Source organism: Spirosoma soli (assembly GCF_042684525.1).
GTDB lineage: Bacteria > Bacteroidota > Bacteroidia > Cytophagales > Spirosomataceae > Spirosoma > Spirosoma soli.
The window spans coordinates 418,640-441,978 of sequence record NZ_JBHULN010000001.1 but is presented as its reverse complement, the minus strand read 5'-3'; the positions used below and the strand labels follow the sequence as shown (position 1 = coordinate 441,978).

At 48.6% G+C, this 23,339-nt stretch carries 26 protein-coding genes; 15 read left to right on the top strand and 11 right to left on the bottom strand.

Translation table 11 applies throughout. The features are described from left to right. Window positions 1-88: 88 nt before the first annotated feature. Window positions 89-514 (bottom strand): hypothetical protein, encoded by a 426-nt coding sequence (locus tag ACFSUS_RS01725; RefSeq protein ID WP_381518202.1) that lies wholly within the window; start codon window positions 512-514, stop codon window positions 89-91. A gap of 172 nt (window positions 515-686) precedes the next feature. Between ACFSUS_RS01725 and ACFSUS_RS01720 the strand changes: the two genes are divergently transcribed. From ACFSUS_RS01720 to gloA2, 3 genes are all read left to right on the top strand, one after another. After that, window positions 687-1,187, top strand: a complete 501-nt coding sequence (locus tag ACFSUS_RS01720) for a SixA phosphatase family protein (protein ID WP_381518200.1) — start codon at window positions 687-689, stop codon at window positions 1,185-1,187. Between the two features lie 72 nt (window positions 1,188-1,259). Beyond that, window positions 1,260-1,454: a hypothetical protein gene (locus ACFSUS_RS01715; RefSeq protein ID WP_381518198.1), complete on the top strand. Its 195-nt coding sequence runs from the start codon at window positions 1,260-1,262 to the stop codon at window positions 1,452-1,454. A gap of 5 nt (window positions 1,455-1,459) precedes the next feature. Then, window positions 1,460-1,864, top strand: a complete 405-nt coding sequence (gene gloA2, locus ACFSUS_RS01710; protein WP_381518195.1) for an SMU1112c/YaeR family gloxylase I-like metalloprotein — start codon at window positions 1,460-1,462, stop codon at window positions 1,862-1,864. Window positions 1,865-1,910: 46 nt separating this feature from the next. Here the strand turns inward: gloA2 and ACFSUS_RS01705 are convergent, their stop codons facing one another. Then, the gene (locus tag ACFSUS_RS01705) at window positions 1,911-3,107 is read right to left on the bottom strand and encodes an aminotransferase class V-fold PLP-dependent enzyme (RefSeq protein ID WP_381518192.1); all 1,197 of its coding nucleotides are present in this window, start codon (window positions 3,105-3,107) and stop codon (window positions 1,911-1,913) included. Window positions 3,108-3,202: 95 nt separating this feature from the next. Between ACFSUS_RS01705 and ACFSUS_RS01700 the strand changes: the two genes are divergently transcribed. Beyond that, window positions 3,203-3,739 (top strand): hypothetical protein, encoded by a 537-nt coding sequence (locus ACFSUS_RS01700; protein ID WP_381518189.1) that lies wholly within the window; start codon window positions 3,203-3,205, stop codon window positions 3,737-3,739. Between the two features lie 128 nt (window positions 3,740-3,867). Here the strand turns inward: ACFSUS_RS01700 and xerD are convergent, their stop codons facing one another. Further along, window positions 3,868-4,785, bottom strand: a complete 918-nt coding sequence (gene xerD / locus ACFSUS_RS01695) for a site-specific tyrosine recombinase XerD (RefSeq protein WP_381518186.1) — start codon at window positions 4,783-4,785, stop codon at window positions 3,868-3,870. A gap of 100 nt (window positions 4,786-4,885) precedes the next feature. Between xerD and aroQ the strand changes: the two genes are divergently transcribed. The 6 genes from aroQ to ACFSUS_RS01665 all read left to right on the top strand — a co-directional run bounded on the left by aroQ (window position 4,886) and on the right by ACFSUS_RS01665 (window position 9,369). Continuing rightward, the gene (aroQ, locus tag ACFSUS_RS01690) at window positions 4,886-5,326 is read left to right on the top strand and encodes a type II 3-dehydroquinate dehydratase (RefSeq protein ID WP_381518183.1); all 441 of its coding nucleotides are present in this window, start codon (window positions 4,886-4,888) and stop codon (window positions 5,324-5,326) included. 53 nt (window positions 5,327-5,379) lie between these two features. Then, window positions 5,380-6,396 (top strand): aminotransferase class V-fold PLP-dependent enzyme, encoded by a 1,017-nt coding sequence (locus ACFSUS_RS01685; protein WP_381518179.1) that lies wholly within the window; start codon window positions 5,380-5,382, stop codon window positions 6,394-6,396. Between the two features lie 18 nt (window positions 6,397-6,414). Next, window positions 6,415-6,990: a MarC family protein gene (locus ACFSUS_RS01680; protein ID WP_381518177.1), complete on the top strand. Its 576-nt coding sequence runs from the start codon at window positions 6,415-6,417 to the stop codon at window positions 6,988-6,990. Window positions 6,991-7,023: 33 nt separating this feature from the next. Further along, entirely contained in the window at window positions 7,024-7,716 is a 693-nt protein-coding gene (locus ACFSUS_RS01675; RefSeq protein WP_381518174.1) for a 16S rRNA (uracil(1498)-N(3))-methyltransferase, read from the top strand. A 76-nt stretch (window positions 7,717-7,792) separates the two neighbouring features. Further along, entirely contained in the window at window positions 7,793-8,452 is a 660-nt protein-coding gene (locus ACFSUS_RS01670; RefSeq protein WP_381518172.1) for a DUF4159 domain-containing protein, read from the top strand. A 104-nt stretch (window positions 8,453-8,556) separates the two neighbouring features. Continuing rightward, window positions 8,557-9,369, top strand: coding sequence for an acyl-CoA desaturase (locus tag ACFSUS_RS01665; RefSeq protein WP_381518169.1), 813 nt, complete (start codon window positions 8,557-8,559; stop codon window positions 9,367-9,369). 83 nt (window positions 9,370-9,452) lie between these two features. Here the strand turns inward: ACFSUS_RS01665 and ACFSUS_RS01660 are convergent, their stop codons facing one another. From ACFSUS_RS01660 to ACFSUS_RS01650, 3 genes are all read right to left on the bottom strand, one after another. Then, a complete protein-coding gene (locus ACFSUS_RS01660) occupies window positions 9,453-9,980 on the bottom strand; it encodes a 5' nucleotidase, NT5C type (protein WP_381518167.1) in 528 nt (175 codons plus the stop codon). A gap of 81 nt (window positions 9,981-10,061) precedes the next feature. Then, on the bottom strand, window positions 10,062-11,540 hold the full coding sequence (locus ACFSUS_RS01655; protein WP_381518165.1) for a dihydrolipoamide acetyltransferase family protein: 1,479 nt from the start codon (window positions 11,538-11,540) through the stop codon (window positions 10,062-10,064). A gap of 50 nt (window positions 11,541-11,590) precedes the next feature. Next, window positions 11,591-12,853 carry a competence/damage-inducible protein A gene (locus ACFSUS_RS01650; RefSeq protein ID WP_381518162.1) on the bottom strand — a complete coding sequence of 421 codons (1,263 nt, stop codon included), beginning with the start codon at window positions 12,851-12,853 and terminating at the stop codon, window positions 11,591-11,593. Window positions 12,854-12,990: 137 nt separating this feature from the next. Here ACFSUS_RS01650 and ACFSUS_RS01645 point away from each other — a divergent pair, with 137 nt between their 5' ends. From ACFSUS_RS01645 to ACFSUS_RS01635, 3 genes are all read left to right on the top strand, one after another. Beyond that, window positions 12,991-13,746, top strand: coding sequence for a DUF4197 domain-containing protein (locus ACFSUS_RS01645; RefSeq protein ID WP_381518159.1), 756 nt, complete (start codon window positions 12,991-12,993; stop codon window positions 13,744-13,746). Between the two features lie 75 nt (window positions 13,747-13,821). Further along, window positions 13,822-14,172, top strand: a complete 351-nt coding sequence (gldC, locus tag ACFSUS_RS01640) for a gliding motility protein GldC (RefSeq protein ID WP_381518156.1) — start codon at window positions 13,822-13,824, stop codon at window positions 14,170-14,172. 48 nt (window positions 14,173-14,220) lie between these two features. Then, a complete protein-coding gene (locus tag ACFSUS_RS01635) occupies window positions 14,221-15,360 on the top strand; it encodes a thioredoxin family protein (RefSeq protein ID WP_381518153.1) in 1,140 nt (379 codons plus the stop codon). 104 nt (window positions 15,361-15,464) lie between these two features. Here the strand turns inward: ACFSUS_RS01635 and ACFSUS_RS01630 are convergent, their stop codons facing one another. The 5 genes from ACFSUS_RS01630 to ACFSUS_RS01610 all read right to left on the bottom strand — a co-directional run bounded on the left by ACFSUS_RS01630 (window position 15,465) and on the right by ACFSUS_RS01610 (window position 19,825). Next, window positions 15,465-16,016: a tetratricopeptide repeat protein gene (locus tag ACFSUS_RS01630; RefSeq protein ID WP_381518151.1), complete on the bottom strand. Its 552-nt coding sequence runs from the start codon at window positions 16,014-16,016 to the stop codon at window positions 15,465-15,467. Window positions 16,017-16,081: 65 nt separating this feature from the next. Beyond that, entirely contained in the window at window positions 16,082-16,432 is a 351-nt protein-coding gene (locus ACFSUS_RS01625; protein ID WP_381518148.1) for an MmcQ/YjbR family DNA-binding protein, read from the bottom strand. A gap of 87 nt (window positions 16,433-16,519) precedes the next feature. After that, entirely contained in the window at window positions 16,520-16,708 is a 189-nt protein-coding gene (locus ACFSUS_RS01620; RefSeq protein ID WP_381518146.1) for a DUF6728 family protein, read from the bottom strand. Window positions 16,709-16,789: 81 nt separating this feature from the next. Next, window positions 16,790-18,802, bottom strand: a complete 2,013-nt coding sequence (ispG, locus tag ACFSUS_RS01615) for a (E)-4-hydroxy-3-methylbut-2-enyl-diphosphate synthase (RefSeq protein WP_381518144.1) — start codon at window positions 18,800-18,802, stop codon at window positions 16,790-16,792. A gap of 84 nt (window positions 18,803-18,886) precedes the next feature. Further along, window positions 18,887-19,825 (bottom strand): hypothetical protein, encoded by a 939-nt coding sequence (locus ACFSUS_RS01610; RefSeq protein WP_381518141.1) that lies wholly within the window; start codon window positions 19,823-19,825, stop codon window positions 18,887-18,889. Window positions 19,826-19,977: 152 nt separating this feature from the next. On the opposite strand from ACFSUS_RS01610, the gene ACFSUS_RS01605 reads away from it, so the two are divergent. Both ACFSUS_RS01605 and ACFSUS_RS01600 read left to right on the top strand, forming a co-directional pair. Then, window positions 19,978-20,310, top strand: coding sequence for a hypothetical protein (locus ACFSUS_RS01605; protein WP_381518139.1), 333 nt, complete (start codon window positions 19,978-19,980; stop codon window positions 20,308-20,310). A 376-nt stretch (window positions 20,311-20,686) separates the two neighbouring features. Next, complete coding sequence (locus ACFSUS_RS01600; RefSeq protein WP_381518137.1) at window positions 20,687-23,329, top strand: S8 family serine peptidase; 2,643 nt, start codon at window positions 20,687-20,689, stop codon at window positions 23,327-23,329. Window positions 23,330-23,339: the final 10 nt, after the last annotated feature.

Here is a 23,339-nt window from a genome sequence, read left to right as displayed (position 1 = left end):
GCGTTCTAAAACGTTAGACAGTTCATGTGTACCTAGCCCGTAGATTTTTAAAGCGACTATGGCCGCTTGCGAGCTTGATAGCTAATGCTTACCAGGTGAGGTCGTTGGGCCAGTTTTCGCGGCTCAGTGATTTAGTCAGATAAGTAAACTCGTTCGGGCGTATGTCCAACCGAATTTTAAGCGGATTAGTGACTTCCCACTCCCACCAGGTTGGTAGTGGGTCAAGGTGATAATCGAGTTCCAGATGAACAATATCGTCGGTGTGAGTCATGATTCGACGGGCCTGACGAATTGGATCGGGTAAGGGTATAGGTTCAGGCGTGCCGGTGGCCAGCCAGTGCTGAAGATTGGCAACGTCGGCTTCGGGTAATAGAGTGGTGAAACGCAGGCGAGTCGGTTGCTGAGCAGGTAACGACCGGTGCTGACGTGGCCAGATAGTACCCGACAACAGCACTTGACCCTTATCGAAATGTAGGCTAAATGACAACGTACAATTTTCACCCTGAAAACGCATACAGCTAGTTACATCCCGATTGCGGGCTTATTTTTGCAATCAGTAAATGTAAACTTTTTTTGGACGATTCTTCTTGATGAAATCTGTTTTTGTTTATAATAAGTTTAACAGAATAAGAGAGTACATAGATCATAATCAGTAATCCTGATCATTTTAGCTTAGTCATTGATTCATGCCTATTACACTATATATCGTTCGTCATGCCAAAGCGGAAGACCGGACGATGTTCATGACCGACCACGATCGCGAACTGACCGCCGATGGTATTATGGCTGCTGCTCGAATTGGCCGCTACCTACAGGAGAAAGATGTTCAACCAGATGTTATTGTCAGTAGTACTGCTCCACGCGCTAAAGATACGGCCAAGGTTATAGCCGAGCAGATTAATTTCGATACGGCAGAGATTCGATTAGATCAGACGTTATATGAAGGAGGGCCTAAAGCCTATCTGTCAGTCGTAAACGCGCTTCCAGAGTCGACTAATACTGCTATGGTCGTGGGGCATAATCCTGATGTGTCGTATTTCGCCGAATTTCTGACGCACCAAAGCATAGGCTCAATGAGTAAAGGAGCGGTTGTAGCTGTTACGTTTGAGGATATTAAATGGGCTGAAGTGTCGGGCCAGACGGGTAGCGTGGCCTTTCAGATTGCTCCAAAACAGCTAGCCGAATAGGTAATATCTTTATAGGATGGCATTATAGAAAGGCTGCTTCAAATTTCGTGTTGGCTACTCCTCAGGAACCTTATGAACCGTAATCGCCGAATTTTCATTGTTGTTTTTATTGTGTTCACTGCTATTGTGGCCCTGTTTGCTATCGACATGGCCCGTCGGACCACAGCGCCCTGGAATAAACGTCGGGAGGTAGAACGCGCTTTCCCGACCGAAAAAGACGGTACGGCTGTTGACACAATGGCTGCTGACACGCTACTTACTCCTTAAAACCCATGCTTCAACTGGCTGCCGTCCACCATGTGGCTATAATCTGCTCAGATTACGAAACGTCAAAGCATTTTTACACGAATATTCTTGGTTTAACCATTCTGGGAGAAGTGCACCGGGCTGAGCGGCAATCCTGTAAGCTCGATCTGGCCGTAAACGGACGCTATCAGATCGAGCTGTTCTCTTTTCCGAACCCGCCTAAACGACCCTCCCGACCGGAAGCCCTTGGATTACGTCATCTGGCTTTTGCGGTGACTGATCTCGACTCCGCCGTGACATCCTTAAACGAACACGGCGTGGCGACTGAACCAATTCGGGTTGATGAGCATACTGGTCGACGGTTCACGTTCTTCGCCGACCCTGACGACCTGCCGCTGGAATTGTATGAAGTGGGCGAGCAGGTGAAGTAAGTGGGGTGGGTCTATAAATGTACTCTCCGCACTTATTCTACTTACTTCACTTCAATACATCTGTAAGCACCTCAACCAGGGCTTCTACGTCGGAAGAAGTGTTGTAGAGGTGTGGAGCAATACGCAGTGCTCGGGCACGCGCGGATACCGATACGTTACGACTTTGCAGGGCCTGCTGTACGGTCATGGGGTCAGCATGATCGGGCAACCACAAGCCAACCAGATGGTGACTACGACCTCGATTTCCATTTTCTGGTTCAAGGCGACAACCAAGCCGCTCCAGACCTGGCCAGGCGTCAGCCAGGAGTGCTTTCGTGTAGTCCTGAATGCGTTCGGGTTGCCACTCAAGTAATTGTGAAAGGGCAGCTTCGAGCATCGGCATTTGCAGAAAATGGGTGTGTTCGCCAACGTTATACCGGTACGCTTTTGCACGATACGTTGGCTGATAATCCATAAGGCGATGGAACTGATTGCTATCGAGTCGGTTCATCCAGCCTTCTTCAAGTGGAATGCCATCATCAAAGACCGGACCGTAATAAGCTAACCCAAGCGAGTAAGGACCCATCAGCCATTTGTAACCGGCGCAAATAACGGCATCGGGTTGGACCGCTGCCAGGTCAAACGGTAAGGCACCGATCGCTTGAGTACCGTCGATGGCCAACCAGGCGCCAACCTCGCGCGCTCGCTGACCTACGGCTTCCAGATCGAAGCGAATGCCATACATCCAATGAATTGGTGGTACAACGACCAGCGCTGTTTCTGGACCAATTGCTTCTAATAGACGCTCATTCCAGACCGCTCCCTTGGGAAATGCATTGGGTATAGACACCGTTGTGATGGTTAGGCCCAATTCAGGGCAAACGCGGTCCCAAGCGTAGACATCGCTCGGAAATTCGCTACCAACCAGCACAATATGTTGCCCCGGCCGGATGCCGGGTTTGCGCTCTAAGTTACGAGCGACTACTGCCATGCCATACGAAACGGATGGTATGATTGCAATGCGCTCAGGATCAGCATTATTGATAAGTTCGGAAAACAACTCACGAACGCGAACTGCCCCGCTGAAGAAATCATCAGGTCGTAAGCCAAATGGATTAGCGTGGTGATCAAGAGCATCGTGCCCAGCTTTCTCGACCATCTTGCTAAAGGGCGCCCGGGTAGCGCAGTTTAAATAATGAATGCCTTCGGGTAGGGTAAACAAATGAGTTTGAGCAGTGAGCAGACGAACATCAGTAGCAAGCATACAAAAAAGCAAATATGAATTAATAATTAACGTATTGTTTATTCTGGCATAAGGTTTGTTTGCAATACTAACAAATCCTAAACACCATATTAACTATGACTACTCTGTTGGGAATAGGCTCCCGCGTTAGTCACGCCGAATTTGGCGATGGCGTCGTCATTAATCTAAAAGCATCTGGTTACACCATTACGTTTCTCCAGCATGGCGTGAAGATACTCAAATTTGATGCACCCCTGACCATTATTGAGGTCGTTGAACCGGACAGTGATCTAGTTAGTCTGTTTGATGTAGAGCAGGCTTTAACTCGAGTATTGCAGCGCTGGTGCGATCAGACGGAGGTTGTTCCGCTGGGCGATAAATGGAAAGGTGGTAAGTTGATATTTAAGCCCGGTCGTCCAGATCTAACGGGAAAAGAAATGCCAATCGATGCGTTTTTTCACAAGATCGTAATGGTACGAGATCGACTACGAGTGCTCGAACAGCGCGTTAATGCCAGCGCTTTGGATGATGAGGAGAAAGTTAATATTCAACAATATATAACGAAGATTTACGGCAGTTTAACCTCGTTTAATCTGTTGTTCAAGCATCAGCACCAGCAGTTCGTCGGCGAAAAAGCCACCGTTGACGCGTAAGATATTTCATGTAGTTTTGGGTTAGTTAGGTTGGAGAGATCCCCGCTGTTAATTTGACGGCGGGGACTTTTGTTTTGGGCGCAGGGGGTAGGGCAGAGGGTATAGCGATAAGGGTCTGACTCTCTGCCCTACCCCCTGCGCCCTACCCCCTTTGCTCTTGGATGATACTCGCGCAGGGTTTGCTGTAAATAGTCGCGGTCGAGGTGGGTATAGATTTCGGTAGTTGTGATTGACTCATGGCCAAGCATCTGCTGCACGGCCCGCAAGTCAGCCCCACCTTCAATGAGGTGCGTTGCGAACGAATGCCGAAAGGTGTGTGGGCTAATCGTTTTTTTTATACCTACTTCAGACGCCAGCTTTTTGATGGTTGTAAAGACCGAAATACGGGAAAGCTGTTTGCCCCGCAGGTTCAAAAATATTGTGTCTTCGTCACCCTTCTGAACATCTAGTTTGCTGCGAACGTGCTCTACGTAGATTTGGGTATAATGCATGGCATCCCGCCCAATCGGTACTAATCGTACTTTATCACCTTTACCCAATACGCGAACAAACCCAGCATCGAAGTAACAATTGGTGAGCCGTAGGTTAAGCAATTCGGATACGCGCAGGCCCGAACTATAGAGCACCTCAAGCATGGCCCGGTCGCGAGTGCCGCCTGGCGTTGAGAGGTCGATCACATCGAGCATGGCTTCAATTTCGGGAAAGCTAAGTGTGTCGGGCAGCTTACGACCAAGCTTTGGCGCTTCCAGCAGCTGTGTGGGGTCGTGCTGGATTAAGTTTTCGAGCAGTAGATACTTGAAAAATGATTTTAACCCCGACAATATACGTGCCTGGCTGTGAGCTGAGAGACCCAGTTCGCCTAGATACGTCAGAAAGCCTATCAGTTCTCTTTCTGTTATGCTCATAGGTGTACAGGCTGGGTCTGTGAGCAAAATATACTGGTATAGCTTTTCGGCGTCGTGCAAATAAGCTTCCACCGAGTTTTCAGCGAGCGACCGTTCTAATTTGAGGTAGTTCTTAAAGGCGTTTATATAACTTTGCCACATAAGCAGTAGCCCGAACGGCCACGTCCGGGGAATAAATAATTTTAGACTTGTACTACCCGGACGTGGCCGCCGGAGTGCCGTATTACCCAGGATACACAAGATGAAACAGATTCTGATTATCAATGGCCCTAACCTGAACCTACTGGGCAAGCGCGAACCCGGTATTTATGGTAACCGATCATTCGTCGATTATCTGCAAACCATTGAGGCTATGTTTCCCGACGTGCAACTTCGCTATTTTCAGTCGAATCACGAAGGCGAACTGTTAGATAAGATTCATGAACTGGGCTTCGATGTAGATGGTATTGTTATCAATGCGGGTGCCTACACGCACACATCCATCGCCATTGCCGATGCGCTCTCGGCTGTGACGGCGCCCGCTGTTGAGGTTCATATTTCAAACGTTCACGCCCGCGAGTCGTTTCGACACCATAGTTATCTGTCTGCCAAGTGCCAGGGCGTTATTGTCGGTCTTGGGTTAACAGGCTATGAATTAGCCATTCGATACTTACTCAATTATCAACCACCAGCTATAACCTAATAGTAATTCAAATCAATTAATTGCTGACTGTTGGCTGATACCTGTTCACTGCTATGATTACGTTTTATCCGGGGCCCTCGAAAGTATATCCCCAAGTGGCTGACTATGCGGCCCAAGCGGTTCGTGAGGGCATTGTAAGCCAGAATCACCGCAGTGTGGGCTTCATGGACGTAGTGAAAGAGACGATTCAGCTTCTTCACGAAAAACTAAATGTGCCGTCCGACTATCACATTGCCTTTGTGTCGTCGGCGACGGAGTGTTGGGAGATCGTAGCGCAATCACTAACAATTGAGACGAGTTCACATCCGTATACGGGCGCGTTCGGGAAAAAGTGGATGGAGTATGCGCATCGTATCAAACCATCGGGCAACGGTCAGAACGAAGATGTTTTATGCGTTGTCCAGAACGAAACGTCCAATGGTACGCAGGTTCGCATGGAAGCGCTGGCACAATACCGGCAACAATTTTCGGGCCTGATTGCCGTCGACGCGGTCTCGTCGATGGCCGGTGTTACGTTCGATTGGCCACTGGCCGACGTCTGGTTTGCATCAGTGCAAAAATGTTTCGGTCTTCCGGCGGGCTTGGCAGTATTTATCTACTCACCAGCGGCACTGGAACGAGCGCAGCAAATAGGGGAGAATGCCCATTACAATAGCCTGCTGTTCATGCACGAAAATTTTTCAAAGTTTCAGACACCCTACACACCCAATGGCTTAGGTATTTATTGCCTGATGCGTGTATTGCAGCAAGTGCCGCCCATTGCCGAAGTCGATGTCATTACTCGCCAGCGCGCGGCCGATTGGTATGCCTTCTTCGAGTACGAAATGAGCGACTCACCGTTTCAACTCCTCATCACCGATCCGGCCGTTCGCTCGGATACAGTCATCGCCGTTGAAGGGGCCGAAGCTGATATTAAAGCAGTTAAGGTGGCTGCTCAACAGGCCGGCATCACACTCGGCAATGGCTATGGCGACTGGAAATACACCACCTTCAGGATTGCGAACTTTCCGGCTATTGCGCAAAAGGAGATTGAAACCTTAATGCAATTTCTCTTGTCATCTCAGCAGTAGAATGATAAGCTCACCACCATGTTTGATCTTAAAGAAAGTGTATCGGTTACACTTATCCTCTTTTCAGTTATTGACGTTATCGGCTCACTGCCAGTAATTATTGACCTGCGCAAAAAAGTGGGTAAAATAGAATCGGAGCGAGCTACGTTTGTCTCCGGAGCGTTGATGATAGCCTTCCTTTTTGTAGGCGAACGAATTCTGAAACTATTTGGCGTCGACGTAGCGTCGTTTGCGGTGGCCGGCGCCTTAATCATTTTCCTGATTGGGCTTGAGATGATCCTGGGGCGCACCATATTCAAGTCGGAAGTGAGTACGGGCGGAGCAACGCACATTGTGCCCATCGCTTTTCCGTTGATAGCCGGGGCCGGTACACTCACAACCATTATTTCACTGCGTGCAGAATATCAGATTGTGAACATCATTATCGGCATCATCATTAACCTCATACTGATTTATGCCGTTCTGAAATCGTCGGAGTGGCTCGAAACCAGGATTGGCCCCGGCGGCTTAGATGTGTTGCGTAAGATCTTTGGCATTATCCTGCTAGCCATTGCCATTAAGCTGTTTAAGACCAATCTGATTGCTGATTTTTAGCCAACCCGTCTCGGAGTAGAGTTCTCTTTACGTATGCATCTATTTTATCAGCCAGGCGGAGTTACGTATCTTAGCGAAGACGATTCGCGACATGCTGTCAAGACGCTACGACTAGGTATTGGCGACGCTATTGCCGTGACAGACGGACACGGAAACCGCCATTCAGCCGTTATTACAAAGGCCGATGCCCGCCAGTGCACATTTCGGATTACGGAAACTGAAACGACTCCTGAACGTCCGTTTTCCATCCGAATCGGCGTAGCGCCGACTAAAAACTTAGATCGCATCGAGTGGTTCGTGGAGAAAGCGGTGGAGGTCGGTATTGAGCGAATCAGTTTTTTTTACGGGCAACACTCCGAGCGTCGGGTGCTGAAACTAGAGCGGTTGGAGAAAATTGCCATTGCCGCCATGAAGCAGTCGCTACAGTCTTTTTTACCACAACTAGACGAGGCCGTTTCGTTCAGTGAAATGCTAAAAACAGTTGATGAAGAACAGCGGTTTATAGCCCATCTGCCGCCCGAATCGTTACCCGATTATTTGGCGAGAGCGGCTACGGCAGGAGGAAAGTATGCAGTACTGGTTGGCCCCGAAGGCGATTTTTCGGATAAAGAAATTGAAGAGGCTGTTAGGGGCGGTTTTCAAATAGTAACGCTTGGCTCGAATCGCCTACGTACCGAAACAGCAGCATTAACGGCCTGTCAGATATTGAATTTTGTAAATGCATGATGGACACAGATTGTGCGGACAACCATTAGCGGGAATTCGTAAAGCTGTGCCATCTGGGTTCCATTAAAAATTGACTATGAAACGGTTACTCATTTTATTAATAGCGGTTGGCTGTGTTGGATCGGCCGCTCAGGCTCAGTACGCCTACAAAATTGCTAAGCTAAAATATAACGGTGGGGGAGACTGGTACGCTAATAAAACGTCCCTGCCGAATCTGATCAAGTTTGCTAATGCAAACCTGCGGATGAATATCTTCCCCGAAGAGGATATTGTCGAGCCCGGTAGCCCTGACATATTCGGATATCCGTTCGTCCATATGACTGGGCATGGCAATGTGAGCTTTAGCGATGCCGATGCCCAGAACATGCGTCGGTACTTGATGTCGGGCGGCTTCTTACATGTCGATGATAATTACGGCATGGATAAATTCATCCGGCGCGAGATGAAGAAGGTATTTCCGGAATTGAACTTTGTGGAGTTGCCCTTCAACCATCCTGTCTATCAGCAAAAATTTAAATTCGCGAGCGGTCTGCCCAAGGTTCACGAACATGATGGTAAAGCTCCCCAGGGGTTTGGACTAATTTATCAGGGAAGACTAATTTGCTTTTACAGCTACGAGTGCGACCTGGGCAACGGCTGGGAAGATCAGAGCGTGTATAATGACCCCGAACCCGTCCGTCAGCAAGCCCTGCGAATGGGCGCTAATTTGCTGCAATACGCAACTACTACAAATTAATTACTATATTATTACAAGAAAGCAAGCCAAAACGGCTTAAATTTCGTTAGTTTTGTAGTAGTATTTTTAGTCACCAGTTGTTTACCATCTAACCAAGCCATATTGTGATAGTACTGGCCGCATTCATTGGACATTGGTATCTGTCTCTGTTCTGCCAAACCTTCTTCTTACACCGTTACTCGGCTCATAAAATGTTTTCGATGAGCAAGTTTTGGGAGCGGTTCTTCTATGCGTTAACGTATGTTTCACAAGGTTCGTCTTACCTGAGCCCGCGTGCCTATGCTGTATTGCACCGGATGCACCACGCTTTCAGCGACACTCCAAGAGACCCTCATTCTCCTCATCATACGAAGAATATATTCACGATGATGTGGAAGACGAAAGATATTTACAACGCAGTTTTGCACCGGAAACAGCCTGTTGAGCGCCAGTTTGACCGGAATTATCCTGAGTGGAACCTGATCGAAAAAGTGGGTGATTCGTGGTTCTCTCGAGCTGGCTGGGGTGTGTTGTATAGCCTGTTCTACATTTTTGCCTTCATTTACCTGGATATGCACTGGGCGTTCTTTTTCCTGTTACCAGTTCACTTCGTAATGGGGCCTGTTCACGGTGCAATCATCAACTGGAGCGGCCACAAGTACGGTTACTCCAACTTCGACAACCACGATGAGTCGAAAAATTCGCTGATTCTCGACGTAGTGATGATGGGTGAATTATTTCAGAACAATCACCATAAGCGTCCGAATGCGGCTAACTTTGGTGCAAAGTGGTTTGAGTTTGATCCAACGTACCCAGTAATCGGCTTGCTTCATAAGCTTCACATTGTTCGGTTGAGACCATCGGCAGAAGCTAAGAAAGCCCAGCAAGAGGTTGGTCATGATCGGCTAATTGAAGAGGATAGAGAAGTAGAAGCTTAGTTATCAGCACAAGTTCATAAACAAAAAAGCATCGGTCGACCGATGCTTTTTTGTTTGCTAAGGAGTTATTCAGAACGCTCGCCTTATAATAGAATCGATGCTACGTCTTGCCAGGACTTTACACGTTGAAACGCTGATTCGTCCCGGTTATGAAGAGCGTCGAAGAGCAGGCCCTGTCCTTGAAACGTACGTAGATTTCGGGGCATATCGTCGATTAGGTATGCCGTGTTCAAGACACTTTTGTCGCCCATGAAAATGTAGTTGCGCCAGGAGATTGCCGGGAAGTGTTCCTGTAACCAATCCCACTTTTCGCGTAGCGAGTTTGGAAACTCCTGAGCGGCCGAAGCTATAAAGATCTCATACTTGGTCATTAGATCCGCAATTACGTCCTGAGCTCCTTCCATGACCGGAATGTCCCGAAAGAAACCGGGCTCGTATACCCGGTTTGACAGCGCCCGGTATTCGTGCTCGTCGAAGAGCTCGTGAAACGATTTTTCCTTTAATTCTTCCAGCGTGTACCGGGGCATTTCGCCTTCCAGATACAACCGAATAAACTTGGCGTGGGTGTCCGCCATGACATCATCCATGTCGATGGCAATGCGTTGTTTCATATCGTCTTAAACCGTGGTTTTAACAGGATTACAAGGATTAACCGTGCTTGGAAGAAATGACGAGCACACAGTCAAATCTTGTTAAAAGTTCGGTTCGGAAAACTGCTCCAGATAATCTGATACCCGCTTCACAAACTGGCCGCCCAATGAACCATCGACGACGCGGTGGTCGTACGAGTGAGAGAGGAACATCAATTGCCGAATGCCAAGCAGATCACCCTGGGGCGTTTCAATAACCGCGGGTTTTTTGACAATGGCTCCAAACGCCATGATGGCTACTTGAGGCTGCACAATGATGGGCGTTCCCATCAGATTGCCGAACGTACCAATATTAGAGATGGTGTAAGTGCCACCGGCCAGATCGTCGGCGGTTAATTTATTTTCGCGGGCGCGTTTGGTCAGGTCATTGACTTTTTTGGTCAGGCCAACCAAATTATACTGATCGGCGTCGTGAATGACCGGCACGATGAGATTACCGGTTGGCAACGCAACTGCCATGCCGATGTTAACGGATTTTTTGACTAAGATGCTGTCACCTTCAACCGATACGTTAATCATCGGGAAGTCCTTAATGGCTTTCACCACCGCTTCAATCAAAATGGGCGTGTAGGTCAGATTTTCGCCGGTTTTCTGCTTGAATTGATCTTTGATGCGCGTTCGCCATTGTACAATGGGTGTCATGTCAGCCTCCACGAACGAGCTAACGTGGGGTGAAATCTGCTTCGACTCCACCATTCGTTGGGCAATCATTTTCCGCATCCGATCCATCTGAATGATGTCAGACTGACCGTTTATCGAGCCGTTTACTTTGCCGTTTTGAGCAACGGGTTGGGGCTTTGGCTGAGGCTCTGCTTTTGGGGTAGGAGCTACTTGCGGGCTGGGCTGTGTTGGCTGAGCGGGGGCTCGTCCTTCGGCCCGGTCAATTACGTAGGCCAGAATGTCCTTCTTGGTGACGCGATTCTCTGCGCCGGAACCCGGAATACGGTCGAGTTCGTCGCGCGATACACCTTCTTCTTTAGCTATGTTTAGCACTAGCGGAGAATAGAATCGACCTGCGAAGGAAGATGTTTCACTTTGGCCAGTTCCCCCTGCGAGAGCCGTTGCTGACGCTGGAGCTGCTTTTTCGGGCGTTGCCGGACGGCTACTCATAGCCGAGATACTAGCTTCCAGCTCGCGGGCAGCTAAGTCAGCCGTCACGGCTAACTCTTCAGTATCAGCCTCCGCTGGAGCATTCGCTACGTCGCCGATTCCTGCCGATGCCTGATTCCCTTCTGCTGACGAAGGTTCAACGGGCGATGAGCTGGCGTGGCTACCAACAGTTTCTTCAGTTTCGATCCGGGCAATGGGGGCACCTACGGCTACTACGTCGCCATCTTTTACCAAAATCTCTTTTAAGATGCCATTCTGTGGAGCAGGGACTTCAGTATCTACTTTATCCGTAGCTACTTCCAGCACCGATTCATCCGCTTCTACACGGTCACCGGGCTGCTTAAGCCACGTAATAACCGTACATTCCATTATACTTTCGCCCATTTTGGGCATAACCATGTCGATGAGCATATATCAAAGAGTGAAAGATTGAAAGAGTGAAAGGGAGCGTTGTTAAACGTTCACTCTTTTACTCTTTCAATCATTGTTTCCCGCAGCAAATTTAGCAGATAGGTTGACGTGAGTTGAATGTTCTGATCGCGGTATTGCCCGAGCTTCAATAGCCGCGTTACCGTACGTTGATCCGTTGCGCAGGCGATCCAAACCGTACCGACGGGTTTATCAGGCGTGCCACCGTCGGGTCCTGCAATCCCGCTCGTCGCGATACCGACATCTGTATTGAGGACTTTGCGAACGCCCTCGGCCATCTGCCGAATGGTTTCTTCGCTGACGGCTCCAAACTGTTCCAGCGTTTCTGGACGAACGCCTAATTGCTTTATCTTGATGTCGTTGCTATAACTGACAATGCTACCCTGGAAATAAGCCGACGAGCCCGGCACGCTTGTAATGCGCGAGGCTACGTAGCCACCCGTACAACTTTCGGCGGTTGCCAGCGTAAGGTTTTTCTCCTTTAACAAATTTCCAACAACGGTTTCAAGCTCGTCGTTGTCATAGCCAAATACGTTTTTCTCAATGAGGGGTAAGACCTTCTGCACCTGTTCGTCCAGTTCCCTGTCAAGCGTTACTTCATTATCTCCCGTAGCCGTCAGACGTAACCTGACTTGACCAAAGTGGGGCAAGTAAGCCAATTTGATGTGCGCCGGCAAAGCGTCTTCCCAGGCTTCGATTCGCTCGGCCAGGAATGATTCTCCAATACCGACCGTCCGAATGATTTTATGCTTAATAATTGGTGTCTTAAAATGCTCTTTTAGCTTAGGCAGGATTCGGTTGGTCATCAGGTGCTTCATCTCAAACGGTACGCCCGGTAACGAAACGTAGACACGTTCTTGATGCTCAAACCACATGCCTGGGGCGGTTCCCCAATCGTTCTGCATGTAAATTGCATTGGCCGGTAAATCAGCCTGACCTCGGTTAAGATCCGTCATGTCGCGGCCTCGTTTCTCGAAGAAACTAGTGACCAGTGCCAGCGCCTGCTCATTGCGAACCAGTTCTACCCCGAAATACTGACAAAGCGTTTTCTTGGTAATGTCATCCTTCGTTGGGCCTAAGCCTCCCGTGATGATAATGACATCGGCCCGTTCATGAGCCTCGTGCAATATTTGTAGAATGGCATCGGCCTGATCACCTACTGAAGATTTTCGAACAGGGCGGATGCCAATGTTAGTGAGTTCGGTCCCGATCCACTGCGTATTCGTGTCGGTGATTTGCCCGAACAGGATTTCGTCGCCGATTGTAATCACTTCGGCCCGGATGGAATTATTCATATGTAATGCGGCTAGAAGGCCGCTAAAGTAAATGTCGCCGACGAGTCTTAAACCAATGACGGCTAGCGTGGTCAAAAGTACGAAAAACGTTTTAGGCTTTTTGGCCGTTAGCTAGTCATCAACCTGATTTAGTCGAAATGAAGAAAATCGCATTCATAGCCACATTCATCGCTGTTTCAATAAGCACTACACTACACGCTCAGGACTCTACCCGTAAGAAGTCGGGCGGTGGTTTCTTCGGAAAAGTTCTGGAGGCTGTTACACAGCCTAGTGGAGCGACCGGTAGTTTATCCCCTCTCGAGATTGCTTCTGGTTTAAAAGAAGCGTTGCAGGTAGGTATCAGTAAGGGAGCCGATCAGGCGTCGGCAACAGATGGTTATTTCAAAAACCCATTGTTACGGATTGCTTTCCCACCCGAAGCACAGAAAGTAGCCAGCAAACTGCGTCAGATTGGCTTCGGGGCACAGGTCGACAAATTTGAATTATCGTTAAACCGGGCGGCCGAAGATGCCGCTAAAAAAGCAAAACCTGTTTTCGTTAAAGCCATTACGTCGATGAGCATTCAGGATGCCGTAGGTATTTTGCGCGGTCAGGACGATGCCGCAACGCAATACCTTCGCCGGACTTCGGGACAGCAACTAGTAGCCGAATTTACGCCGATCATTGATAGTACATTAAAGAAAAATAATGCGACACGCTACTACAGTGACCTGGTGAACACCTACAACAAGATTCCGCTGGTGCAGAAGGTCAACCCTGATCTGACCGGGTATGCGACTAACAAAGCCGTTGATGGTCTGTTTGTGCTGGTTGCGCAGGAAGAGAAACGTATCCGTGAAAATCCTGCGGCCCGAGTGACAGATTTGTTGAAGCGGGTGTTTAGCAAGCAATAATGTCGTACAGGCTAATCGTCCACGCGGCATAAATTCGTAATTTTGAGGGGCCAATTGGCCCCTTTTTTAGAGACTATGAAAAAATCAGACATTCATTTTTCCGTTGAATTAGATAATCAAAACGTTCCCGATAAAATTTACTGGGATGCTACTGATAACCCGAACGAAGGCCTGAGTGACACCCGAGCCATTGCCATTGCCCTGTGGGATCACTACCATAATAGCACCCTGAAGATCGATCTCTGGACAAAAGACATGGAAGTCGTTGATATGAAGCGCTTCCTGATTGAGATGATGAGTGGTATTGCTGATACCGCTATTAACGCAACGGGTGATAAGAAAATGGCTACTGATATTGAGAACACCTGCCGCATTCTGAGCAAGCGACTAGAAGAAGAAATTAAGGAACAACAGAAGCAGCAATAATAGACGTTACTACGGCTTACGTTCGTTCTAAGCGCATATATGTTTACTATGAAAAAGATTTTTTTACTGCTGTTGATCGCTAACGTAGCGTTGGCTCAAAAGGCGGGGATTCAGTTTAAAGAACTACCGGTTGAAAAGGTATTTCAGGAAGCCCGGCGGACGGGCAAACCCGTATTTGTTGAGATCTTTTCGCCAACCTGTCACGTTTGTCAAAGCTTTATGCCAACGCTGGCTGACGCCCGGGTGGGTAAATTCTATAACGGTAAGTTTGTCAGCACCAAGTTGGACATCGCCAAACCGTCGACCCAGGCGTTTCTGAATAGCCGTCGTTTGTTTGTGCCGTCGTTGCCGCTGTTCCTGTATTTCGATCCGCAACAGAATTTGGTTCACTTTGCCATGAGTAATAATTCAACCGACGAAGTAATCCGTCACGGAACCAACGCGCTAGACCCAAAACTGCGCAGCCAGACGATGAAGTCGCGTTATCAGCAGGGCGAACGATCCGCTAATTTTCTGATTGACTATGCGATGTTTAGCCGGGTTATTAAAGATACCGTGGCTAACATATCGGCTATGAACGACTATGCTCAGCAGCAGACACCGGCAACGTTTGCCAATCAGACAAACTGGCTGGCGTTGCAGAAACTAGTATTGGATTATGAGAACCCTATGTTTCAATATATGCTCACGCATCTGGATACGTATCGTAAAGCGTACGGGGCTCAGCCAACGCAGCAAGTTGCCGAAAACATCCTGATGTCGTCGTTGTACAGTGGGAGAGGAGCGCAATTTCCGGTTAGTAAGATTCTGGAGATTCGTCAGGGTCTGGTCAAGATTGGTATTGAGTCAAAAGTAGCAGCCAACCGGACACTGCTTCCCGAAGTAAATGCTTATTTCCGGGCGCGTCAGACGGCGAAAGCTGTCGAACGAATGGATAATCAGGTTAACGCCAATCAGTTGTCGGTGCCGGAGTATCTGTACATCTCTCGCTTGTTCAACCGAGCCAGCCCCGACGCCACCGATGCACCAACGGTTATCAAGTGGGTAAACAAGGCCCTAGCTCTGAAGCCAACGGCTAAAGAACAAGCTGACTTATACACTGAATTAGCCAATGCGTACCGACGAAGCGGTAAAGCCGACGACGCTCAGAAAGCCGCTCAAAAGTCAAAAGAATTGGCAGGAAGGTAAGTCTGAACCGGGATTACACAGATTTATGGATTTACAGGATTCTGCTTGTTACGACAACTAGCAAAATCAGATTAATCCATAAATCTGTGTAATCCCGGTTCAGATTATTTTTGATAAACCGGTCGGGTGAACGGCGGTTTGAGGAGGAGATGAAACGAATTTTCGTCGCCCAGCGAAACGGCCCGACGTAAGTCATTTTCTGCTTGTGGTAACTGGCGCACCTGAATCCGGGCTAGTGCTCGCCAGCGGTAAGCATCCGGCTTCTCGTCGCGGAAGTGCCATACGGCTTTGTCAAACTCCCGAAAGGCGTTTTGAAACTCTTCTATTTGATAAAAAGCAATGCCGCGATCCAGATAACATTCTGCTAATGTATTGTCGCGGTTGACGGCCTGCGTTAAATCGTAGATGGCTGAATAATAGTTTTCCTGCGCTAGTTGACACTTGCCCCGGTAAGCATAGGCGATAGCTGACTTTGGGTACTGCCGAACAGCCTCATCAAAATAAGAATGAGCTTCAGAAATGTCTCGGTTCTTTACTAGATCGATACCCTTACGAAAACGCTTCCGGTCTTTATCCGCCGGTGTATCGTGATCCATTAGGTAATAGCGAATAGTTAGATACAGCACAAACAACAGACTCAACAGCGCAACTTCCATAACCTAGTCTGGTTTTACTCTCCGCGAAATTACAACTTTTAGGCCCGTTCGGGCAAGTAACGCATTCAGTTTAATTGGGCCTGCACGGCTTTGGGCAGGCTTTTTCTTACTAATTCGTATGAATGGTCAATCCATTCCTGAACTTCGCTGAACCGGACGCTTCCGTCCAGCGTAATGGTGTTCCAATGCTTCTTATTCATATGGAACCCCGGTTTCACAACTGGGTATTCTTCTCGTAGCTCCACGGCCCGTTCGGGGTCACATTTTAGGTTAATTGTTGTAGGACGGCCTTCTGTATCTAGTAAAGCGAAGATTTTATTGCCTACTTTGAAAACGAGCGTCACTTCATCAAACGGAAACGATTCAGTGACGCCTGGTTTTGCAATACAATACTCCCGTAGCGTTTCAGGATTCATATTATTACATTGTCATTAGTAGTCATTCGATTACCAAGCATAGACACTTGTCGATTCCGCAATGAATGACCACTAATGACCAATTATTCACCGAGTGCAAGCCCGAAAAATCATGACGCAGATACAGAACAGAAACATGACAATCGAAATCCGGTTGATGCCATGCATCATGCGCAGATTTACGTTTGTTGGGTGATTTGGATCTGGCTTGCGGAATACGCGAAGGAAGTACGCAAAAACAGGCCCTATTTTTAAATAATCCAGGATGCGATTCATAGGAATTAAGAACGAGGGGTATGTGATGTGACTGTTAACGATCCCGTCCTATTTATCTAACAAAATTTACAGCCTGTTCAGTCAAAATGTTTCAACTTTTTCAGGCTCAATCCAGCGGTTATCTTCCCGGATTAGCTCAATCAGTTCATCGACGGCGCGGTCGGCCGGCACTGACTTTTTAACGACCTGCTGGCCCCGATACAGCGCAATCTTATCCCGACCAATGCCCACGTAACCGTAATCGGCGTCGGCCATTTCGCCAGGGCCGTTCACAATGCAGCCCATGATACCAATCTTAACGCCTTTTAAGTGATCAGTCCGTTGGCGTATTGTAGCAGTCGTTTCCTGCAGGTCGAAGAGGGTGCGACCGCACGATGGGCAGGATATGTATTCTGTCTTTGTTATGCGAGTCCGAGCCGCCTGCAAAATGCCGAAAGCCAAGCTGTTCAGTCGCTTCAAACTACCCAATTCTCCCGAGGATGATAGCATGATACCGTCGCCTAAACCATCAATCAGCAAGCCACCTACATCGGTAGATGCATACAGCGGCTCGTCTTCCTGTGGCACCTCAGCGTAGCTCCGCTGTACGACGACCGGTGTAGTGATTGTCTGGTTCATCAACTGCACAAACAGCCGACGTAGTTCGGGCATGGCGTGCGCGTTGGTGGTACTAACAAGCAGAACAACCGTTTTATCAACACGTAATAAGTTGAGCAATTCGTCTGATAATTCAGGTAGCGACAACCGCACAAAGTTCAGACGTGTGTGCAGCTGGGCCGATTGTGAATGAGCCGCTAAAAACTCCTCAGCGGTCAACACCGGAAACGCGTTGATCTGATCGGCAATTGTTTTCCAGGCTGCATAATCCAGAACTTCTTTCAGGCCGTTAGGCAGCATGAACTGCGCTGGTTTCGAACCTGTGTAGATATAATCAGCACCAAGATCGTTCATGCGCCACTTATCGGGCACAGGTAAGTAAAAATGGCCGATCGGTTGCAGGATGTCATGGTCAAGAACTGTCAGTTGACTATAGTCGGCAATGACACGCGGTACGTTTTGACCCCCAAAGTTGGCAACTTCATGTGTAGTTCGACGGGTGTACTGGAACGGATTAATGGGGTAAGTCGTGATGCCCGGAATGGGTTGGCTGTCGGCGGCTCGGTTCGTGTACCGGTCAATCAACGCCTGAGCTACGGGGGCCTCACGTTCGGGCTCCTCAGTCAGCGAAACACGAACAGTGTCGCCAATGCCATCTTCAAGCAACGTACCAATCCCCAACGCAGACTTAATACGGCCGTCTTCGGCTTCGCCCGCTTCGGTCACCCCTAAGTGCAGAGGATAGGGTTTCAGTCCCCCTTCATCCAGCCGCTGAACCAACAGGCGGTAGGCTTGCACCATGACCTGCGGATTGCTGGATTTCATCGAGAGCACTATGTTATAATAGTGCTCATCTTCGCAAATTCGCAAAAACTCCAGCGCCGACTCGACCATGCCAACGGGCGTATCGCCGTAGCGGCTCAAAATCCGATCCGACAACGAACCGTGGTTTGTGCCAATGCGCATGGCTGTACCGTATTCTTTACAGATACGTACTAAGGGCAAAAACTTATCCCGAATCCGCTCAAGTTCAGCAGCATAAGCTGCGTCGGTATAATCAATATACTCGAAGCGTTTGCGGTCGGCATAGTTGCCCGGATTGATGCGAACCTTCTCAACAATTCGCGCTGCCAGTTCGGCCGCATTCGGCGTAAAGTGAATATCGGCAACTAGGGGCGTAGTGTAGCCTCTGGCCCGTAATTCCTTACGGATATTTTCTAGGTTCTGGGCTTCTTTAACACTGGGTGCCGTAATTCTGACATACTCACAGCCCGCTTCGATCATGCGAATCGTTTGCTCAACCGAACCCTGAGTGTCCATCGTGTCTACCGTTGTCATGGACTGTACCCGAATAGGGTAGTCTGAACCCATTGGCACATCACCGATGTTGACGGTGACGGTTTTTCGGCGGATGTATTGGGTCAACGAAGGGGTGTACAGAACCGGTGCATCGGGTGTTGCGGCCGATATAGATGGGGTGAGCAGCGAATCAAGCATACGAGTGTCGGCGGGGCCGTTTGACAAAGACAAAGGTACGGAAAAAGCCGCGTTTCGGATCGTTATCCGCCCATTTAGAAAACGTTAGGGCCGCAGGAAATGTTCGTTCGTGGCCGAAGGGCCGTATTGATCTCGTAATCGTTCGTTCAGGAGTTGAACGGTTCGCTGTTGAACCCGACTGATGTGCATTCGCAAGCCAACGTTTACCGACAAAGCTGCCAGCGACCCCCAAAATAAAGGCGTATTGAGTGTGGCAGAACCGCCATTAGCTCGGCGGGTGCCGTAAAAAAGCAACGATGTTGTCATGTAACCTGCTCCAAAACTTCCGATAAATCCGGCGATGGCCCCCACATGCCTGCTGTATCGAAGGCCATCTTTAACGTCTTTATTGTTGAGTCGGTCTGCTAACTTAACTAACTGCCAGGCTGGCTGAACCCGTATTTGACGGTAACTGTAATAAGAAGTAAATCCCCGTCGAATGATGGATACTGTGTCGGACAATGACAGGGTTAACGGTTGCGACGATAGACCAGTAATAGGAGCATAATAATCGCCAGTATGGTTGCGAATAACTAGGTTGCGCTGAGCTACCGCCTGCTGAAACTGTTGTTTTGCTCGCCCCGCCGGAATCAGTGAGCCATAAAACAGGCCTACGCCTGATAAGAGCAAACCACCCCTCGTTTCCAGGCGATAAGCAGGCATTAATAAACCAGAAAAAGCAAGGGTTGCGCCAACAAAGCTCATCGTTGTGGCAATGCCCCGTTTCCATTCACCGCGACGTACTATTTGTCGGACCGATGGGTCAGGTGTTCGGCGTAACAACGGAATAAGTTGCGCATCGGAAAGGTAGCTGGCGTAGTGGTAGTTGTACTGGCGAATCGTGCTAAGGAAATAGCGCCGGATAGTCAAATGAATTGTATCATCTGTTTGCAACGAATCATCCTGTACACACCTTAAGTTGCTGGCTTCAACCCCCGAAAGGTAACTGAGCAGAATTAGTGAAGTAAGCGCTAAAAACCTCATTGCCAGCCGTTGAACAGGTAGATAGATTTACATGCCGTTCAAGATACGGAAAAACAATAGGTTTTAGAATGAGTTATTTTAACAAGTTATCCTCTGTCATTTTGAGGACTTAATTATTCTTACAACCTGTCATTTACTCAAAATAACGTGTTATGAAAACTAATTTGTTGAGCGCTTTTGCGCTCGTTATGTTGTTGACAGCCGGTGCTTATGCTCAGGATACCACAGCCATGAGCAAGAAAGAAATACGCAGACAGGAGCGCGCCGAACGAAAAGCTAAGGTCAAGTCTGAATTGAAGAATGCCGGACAAAGTGTTGGTGAGGCTGCTTCAGAAATCGGCCAGGGAGCCAAAGAAAATGCCAAAGTAGCTGGCGAAGCCATTAAGAAAGGGGCTAAGAAAGTAGGTAATGCCATCGAAACTGAGGCCGACAAACTCAAAGCGAAACGCGATTCGTCAAAAGCCGCTAAGCGGGATACGTTATAAGTATCTGGTAACAAAGATGAATGGCAAAAGGGTGCTCCAGAGCACCCTTTTGCCATTCTACAGCAGGTAATCTAGTGCTTAACTCCATAATTTATTTATAAAAATATACAAAATCCACACATAAATTTATGTAAAACAATTTGATCAAATTGTTTATTAAACGGCCATTAAATAGGATAACAATTCCCTCGCTTAAAAGGCTCTTTTAAGGTCTTGCGATACAAAATATAGGCAGCACTTTTGATGGCAGCACAAAAACGGGTTGGCCCACTCAAGCAGAGTAAGTTATTCATTAATAATAGGTTTGGTTGGTTGATCAGTATTTTGTGTAGCGTAGTTGATAAACACTTTACAATTACTTCAAACTAACTTGACTATGTTACAAACATTACGTAGCAGGTGTGCAACAGGGCTAGTTGCACTGGGCTTATTGTGCCAACCGACGTTGAGCAACGCTCAAATTCCTGATAAAAAAGCTGTTAAGGCCGCCAAAATTTCGTCAGCTTTATTAGGGGTTCAGCAAAACGGTTTACCGAACAATGCCGCCCCCGTTGCTGGGCTAAAAACGCTAAACTTGTTTCAGACATCAGGCAATACCATCGCTATTGAAGCGCTGGCCGTGCCAGGGCAGGATGGTCGGGCACTACTAACCGAATTGCAGGCATTAGGACTCGCGAGGGGTGTTGTCTTTAAACAGCAAGTATCGGGCTATTTGCCCATGGATAAGTTGAGTGAACTGGAAAACGTACCAACCCTAAAATTTGCTCGTCCTGTTTACAAGCCAATCCATAACGTCGGTGCAGTGACGTCGCAGGGGGATGTCGCCATGCGCTCTAATGCGGCTCGTACGACGTATGGCGTCAGCGGAGCAGGCGTGAAGGTTGGAATCCTGTCTGACTCGTATAATAATTTAGGAGGAGCGCCGGGCGGGGTTGCCTCTGGTGATTTGCCAGACAATGTAGAGGTGCTGGCTGATCTGTCAGATCAAAGTGGTAGCGACGAAGGGCGAGCCATGGCCGAACTTATTCACGATGTAGCGCCTGGGTCGCCTTTAGCGTTTCATACTGCATTCGAAAGCGCGCTCGATTTCGCTCAGGGCATTCGGGACTTGGCTGCCGCTGGTTGCAAAATAATAACCGATGATATTTTTTACTTTGCCGAGCCATTCTTTCAGGACGGGCCCATTGCCCAGGCTGTCGACGAGGTGGTGAATAGTAACGGTGTGACTTATTTTTCATCAGCCGGTAATGCTGGCCGGTCTTCTTACCAAAGCCAATTCCAAAGTACTCCATTCCGTGATCCGCGTTACGACGCAGGCACTTACTCCGCTCATAATTTTAGCAACGGCGACCGGTTTCAATCACTCGTGGTGCCGCCTGGGGCGGAGGTAATTATCAGCTTCCAATGGGACGATCCCTTTTATTCAGTTAGTGGAGGAGCGGGCGCTCAAACGGATATGGATCTGCTGGTGTACAGTGGCGGGTTATTGGTGTCCGGTGCTTTTGATTCAAACGTTGGGGCTGACCCTGTTGAGGTTTTTGGTTTCACCAACACGCTGGGTTTTCCTATTGTTGTTGATCTGGTTCTTGTTAAGTATGCAGGGCCTGATCCATCCATAATCAAGTGGGTGAACTTCGGCAGCTCGGTAACTACCGAATACGACACGAAGAGTTCAACGACAGTAGGCCACGCCAACTCAACTCGCGCTATTGCCGTTGGAGCCGCCCCTTTTTACAATACACCAGCCTTTAGTTCTACGCTAACTACCGCTACCATCGAACCGTTTTCCTCGGCGGGCGGAACCCCAATTTTGTTTGATATAAACGGGCAGCGGCTATCCCAGCCAATTGTCCGGCAAAAGCCCGAAATAACGGCAGTAGATGGTACAAATACTACGTTCTTCGTTGCCGACTCCCGGTCAGATCCGGATGATTTTCCGAATTTCTTTGGTACATCAGCTGCAGCTCCACATGCCGCAGCGGTGGCGGCTCTCATGCAGGAAAAAGCCAGCAATAATTTGTCATCCAGTACTATATTGTCGATTCTGGAACAGACAGCGCTGGATATGAATGATCCCGCTACGCCGGGCTTCGATACCGGCTTCGATTTCGGCACGGGCTACGGCTTTATTCAGGCTGACAAGGCGTTAAAAGCGGTTAGCGATCAGCTACCAGCTCCCTTGTCCATCACTGGCGTAACGACTGTAAGTTGCGTGACTGTAACAGCCGGGCTACGTACGGTTACCTTCGCTCCCCAATACGCCGGGCCGAATGGCCAGCCTATTACATTCTCGGTTGTTAATGAGATCCTGCCAACAACCGATCCAGGACCTTATACGATTAACCTTTATACTGATAATCCAGTCATTACGCTTAAGGCTACCCAACCTGGTACACCCGGCGAAGCCAGTTTCGCTTATAACTGGTTAGCTGCCTGCGATAATACTGCTAGCGGGCCTGATCCAGGTGTTTTTGCCATTACAGGTGTAACAACCGTAAGTTGTACTGTAGCTTCAGCCGGGCAGAGAACCCTTACCTTCACTCCTCAATACAGTGGGCAAAACGGGCAGGCTATAACGTTTTTGGTGGTCAACGAAACTTTACCCACAACTAACCCTGGTCCTTACTCGCTTAATTTATACACCGACAATCCGGTGATTACTCTCAAGGCTACCCAAGCTGGTACCGAGGGCGAGGTAAGCTATACGTACAACTGGCTAGTAACCTGTGGGGCTAATGGGGCTCGTAGGGGAGCTGAACCGGTTGCTGGCCTTCAGGTACGGGTGTTGGGTAATCCGGTAGCAAAAGAAAACGCGGAAATAGAAATCAGTGGCGTTTTGGGGCGGCTGGTAAAAATAGAACTGATGGATACGCAGGGACGAGTGTTTGAACAGCGTATCATCGATCAGGCCGCGCCAATCGAACGAATAAATTTACCTATCAATGACCGGAAAGGGCTCGTACTGCTGAACGTAAGAGCAGGAACTGAGCATAAAGCGATCAAATTGGTGAAGCATTAATTGGCTATTG

What these genes read in the sequence shown, in the direction of transcription:
- ACFSUS_RS01725 (WP_381518202.1), bottom strand. Translation starts at nt 514, where the DNA reads ATGCGTTTTCAGGGTGAAAATTGTACGTTGTCATTTAGCCTACATTTC.
- ACFSUS_RS01720 (WP_381518200.1), top strand. Translation starts at nt 687, where the DNA reads ATGCCTATTACACTATATATCGTTCGTCATGCCAAAGCGGAAGACCGG.
- ACFSUS_RS01715 (WP_381518198.1), top strand. Translation starts at nt 1,260, where the DNA reads ATGAACCGTAATCGCCGAATTTTCATTGTTGTTTTTATTGTGTTCACT.
- gloA2 (WP_381518195.1), top strand. Translation starts at nt 1,460, where the DNA reads ATGCTTCAACTGGCTGCCGTCCACCATGTGGCTATAATCTGCTCAGAT.
- ACFSUS_RS01705 (WP_381518192.1), bottom strand. Translation starts at nt 3,107, where the DNA reads ATGCTTGCTACTGATGTTCGTCTGCTCACTGCTCAAACTCATTTGTTT.
- ACFSUS_RS01700 (WP_381518189.1), top strand. Translation starts at nt 3,203, where the DNA reads ATGACTACTCTGTTGGGAATAGGCTCCCGCGTTAGTCACGCCGAATTT.
- xerD (WP_381518186.1), bottom strand. Translation starts at nt 4,785, where the DNA reads ATGTGGCAAAGTTATATAAACGCCTTTAAGAACTACCTCAAATTAGAA.
- aroQ (WP_381518183.1), top strand. Translation starts at nt 4,886, where the DNA reads ATGAAACAGATTCTGATTATCAATGGCCCTAACCTGAACCTACTGGGC.
- ACFSUS_RS01685 (WP_381518179.1), top strand. Translation starts at nt 5,380, where the DNA reads ATGATTACGTTTTATCCGGGGCCCTCGAAAGTATATCCCCAAGTGGCT.
- ACFSUS_RS01680 (WP_381518177.1), top strand. Translation starts at nt 6,415, where the DNA reads ATGTTTGATCTTAAAGAAAGTGTATCGGTTACACTTATCCTCTTTTCA.
- ACFSUS_RS01675 (WP_381518174.1), top strand. Translation starts at nt 7,024, where the DNA reads ATGCATCTATTTTATCAGCCAGGCGGAGTTACGTATCTTAGCGAAGAC.
- ACFSUS_RS01670 (WP_381518172.1), top strand. Translation starts at nt 7,793, where the DNA reads ATGAAACGGTTACTCATTTTATTAATAGCGGTTGGCTGTGTTGGATCG.
- ACFSUS_RS01660 (WP_381518167.1), bottom strand. Translation starts at nt 9,980, where the DNA reads ATGAAACAACGCATTGCCATCGACATGGATGATGTCATGGCGGACACC.
- ACFSUS_RS01655 (WP_381518165.1), bottom strand. Translation starts at nt 11,540, where the DNA reads ATGCTCATCGACATGGTTATGCCCAAAATGGGCGAAAGTATAATGGAA.
- ACFSUS_RS01650 (WP_381518162.1), bottom strand. Translation starts at nt 12,853, where the DNA reads ATGAATAATTCCATCCGGGCCGAAGTGATTACAATCGGCGACGAAATC.
- ACFSUS_RS01645 (WP_381518159.1), top strand. Translation starts at nt 12,991, where the DNA reads ATGAAGAAAATCGCATTCATAGCCACATTCATCGCTGTTTCAATAAGC.
- gldC (WP_381518156.1), top strand. Translation starts at nt 13,822, where the DNA reads ATGAAAAAATCAGACATTCATTTTTCCGTTGAATTAGATAATCAAAAC.
- ACFSUS_RS01635 (WP_381518153.1), top strand. Translation starts at nt 14,221, where the DNA reads ATGAAAAAGATTTTTTTACTGCTGTTGATCGCTAACGTAGCGTTGGCT.
- ACFSUS_RS01630 (WP_381518151.1), bottom strand. Translation starts at nt 16,016, where the DNA reads ATGGAAGTTGCGCTGTTGAGTCTGTTGTTTGTGCTGTATCTAACTATT.
- ACFSUS_RS01625 (WP_381518148.1), bottom strand. Translation starts at nt 16,432, where the DNA reads ATGAATCCTGAAACGCTACGGGAGTATTGTATTGCAAAACCAGGCGTC.
- ACFSUS_RS01620 (WP_381518146.1), bottom strand. Translation starts at nt 16,708, where the DNA reads ATGAATCGCATCCTGGATTATTTAAAAATAGGGCCTGTTTTTGCGTAC.
- ispG (WP_381518144.1), bottom strand. Translation starts at nt 18,802, where the DNA reads ATGCTTGATTCGCTGCTCACCCCATCTATATCGGCCGCAACACCCGAT.
- ACFSUS_RS01610 (WP_381518141.1), bottom strand. Translation starts at nt 19,825, where the DNA reads ATGAGGTTTTTAGCGCTTACTTCACTAATTCTGCTCAGTTACCTTTCG.
- ACFSUS_RS01605 (WP_381518139.1), top strand. Translation starts at nt 19,978, where the DNA reads ATGAAAACTAATTTGTTGAGCGCTTTTGCGCTCGTTATGTTGTTGACA.
- ACFSUS_RS01600 (WP_381518137.1), top strand. Translation starts at nt 20,687, where the DNA reads ATGTTACAAACATTACGTAGCAGGTGTGCAACAGGGCTAGTTGCACTG.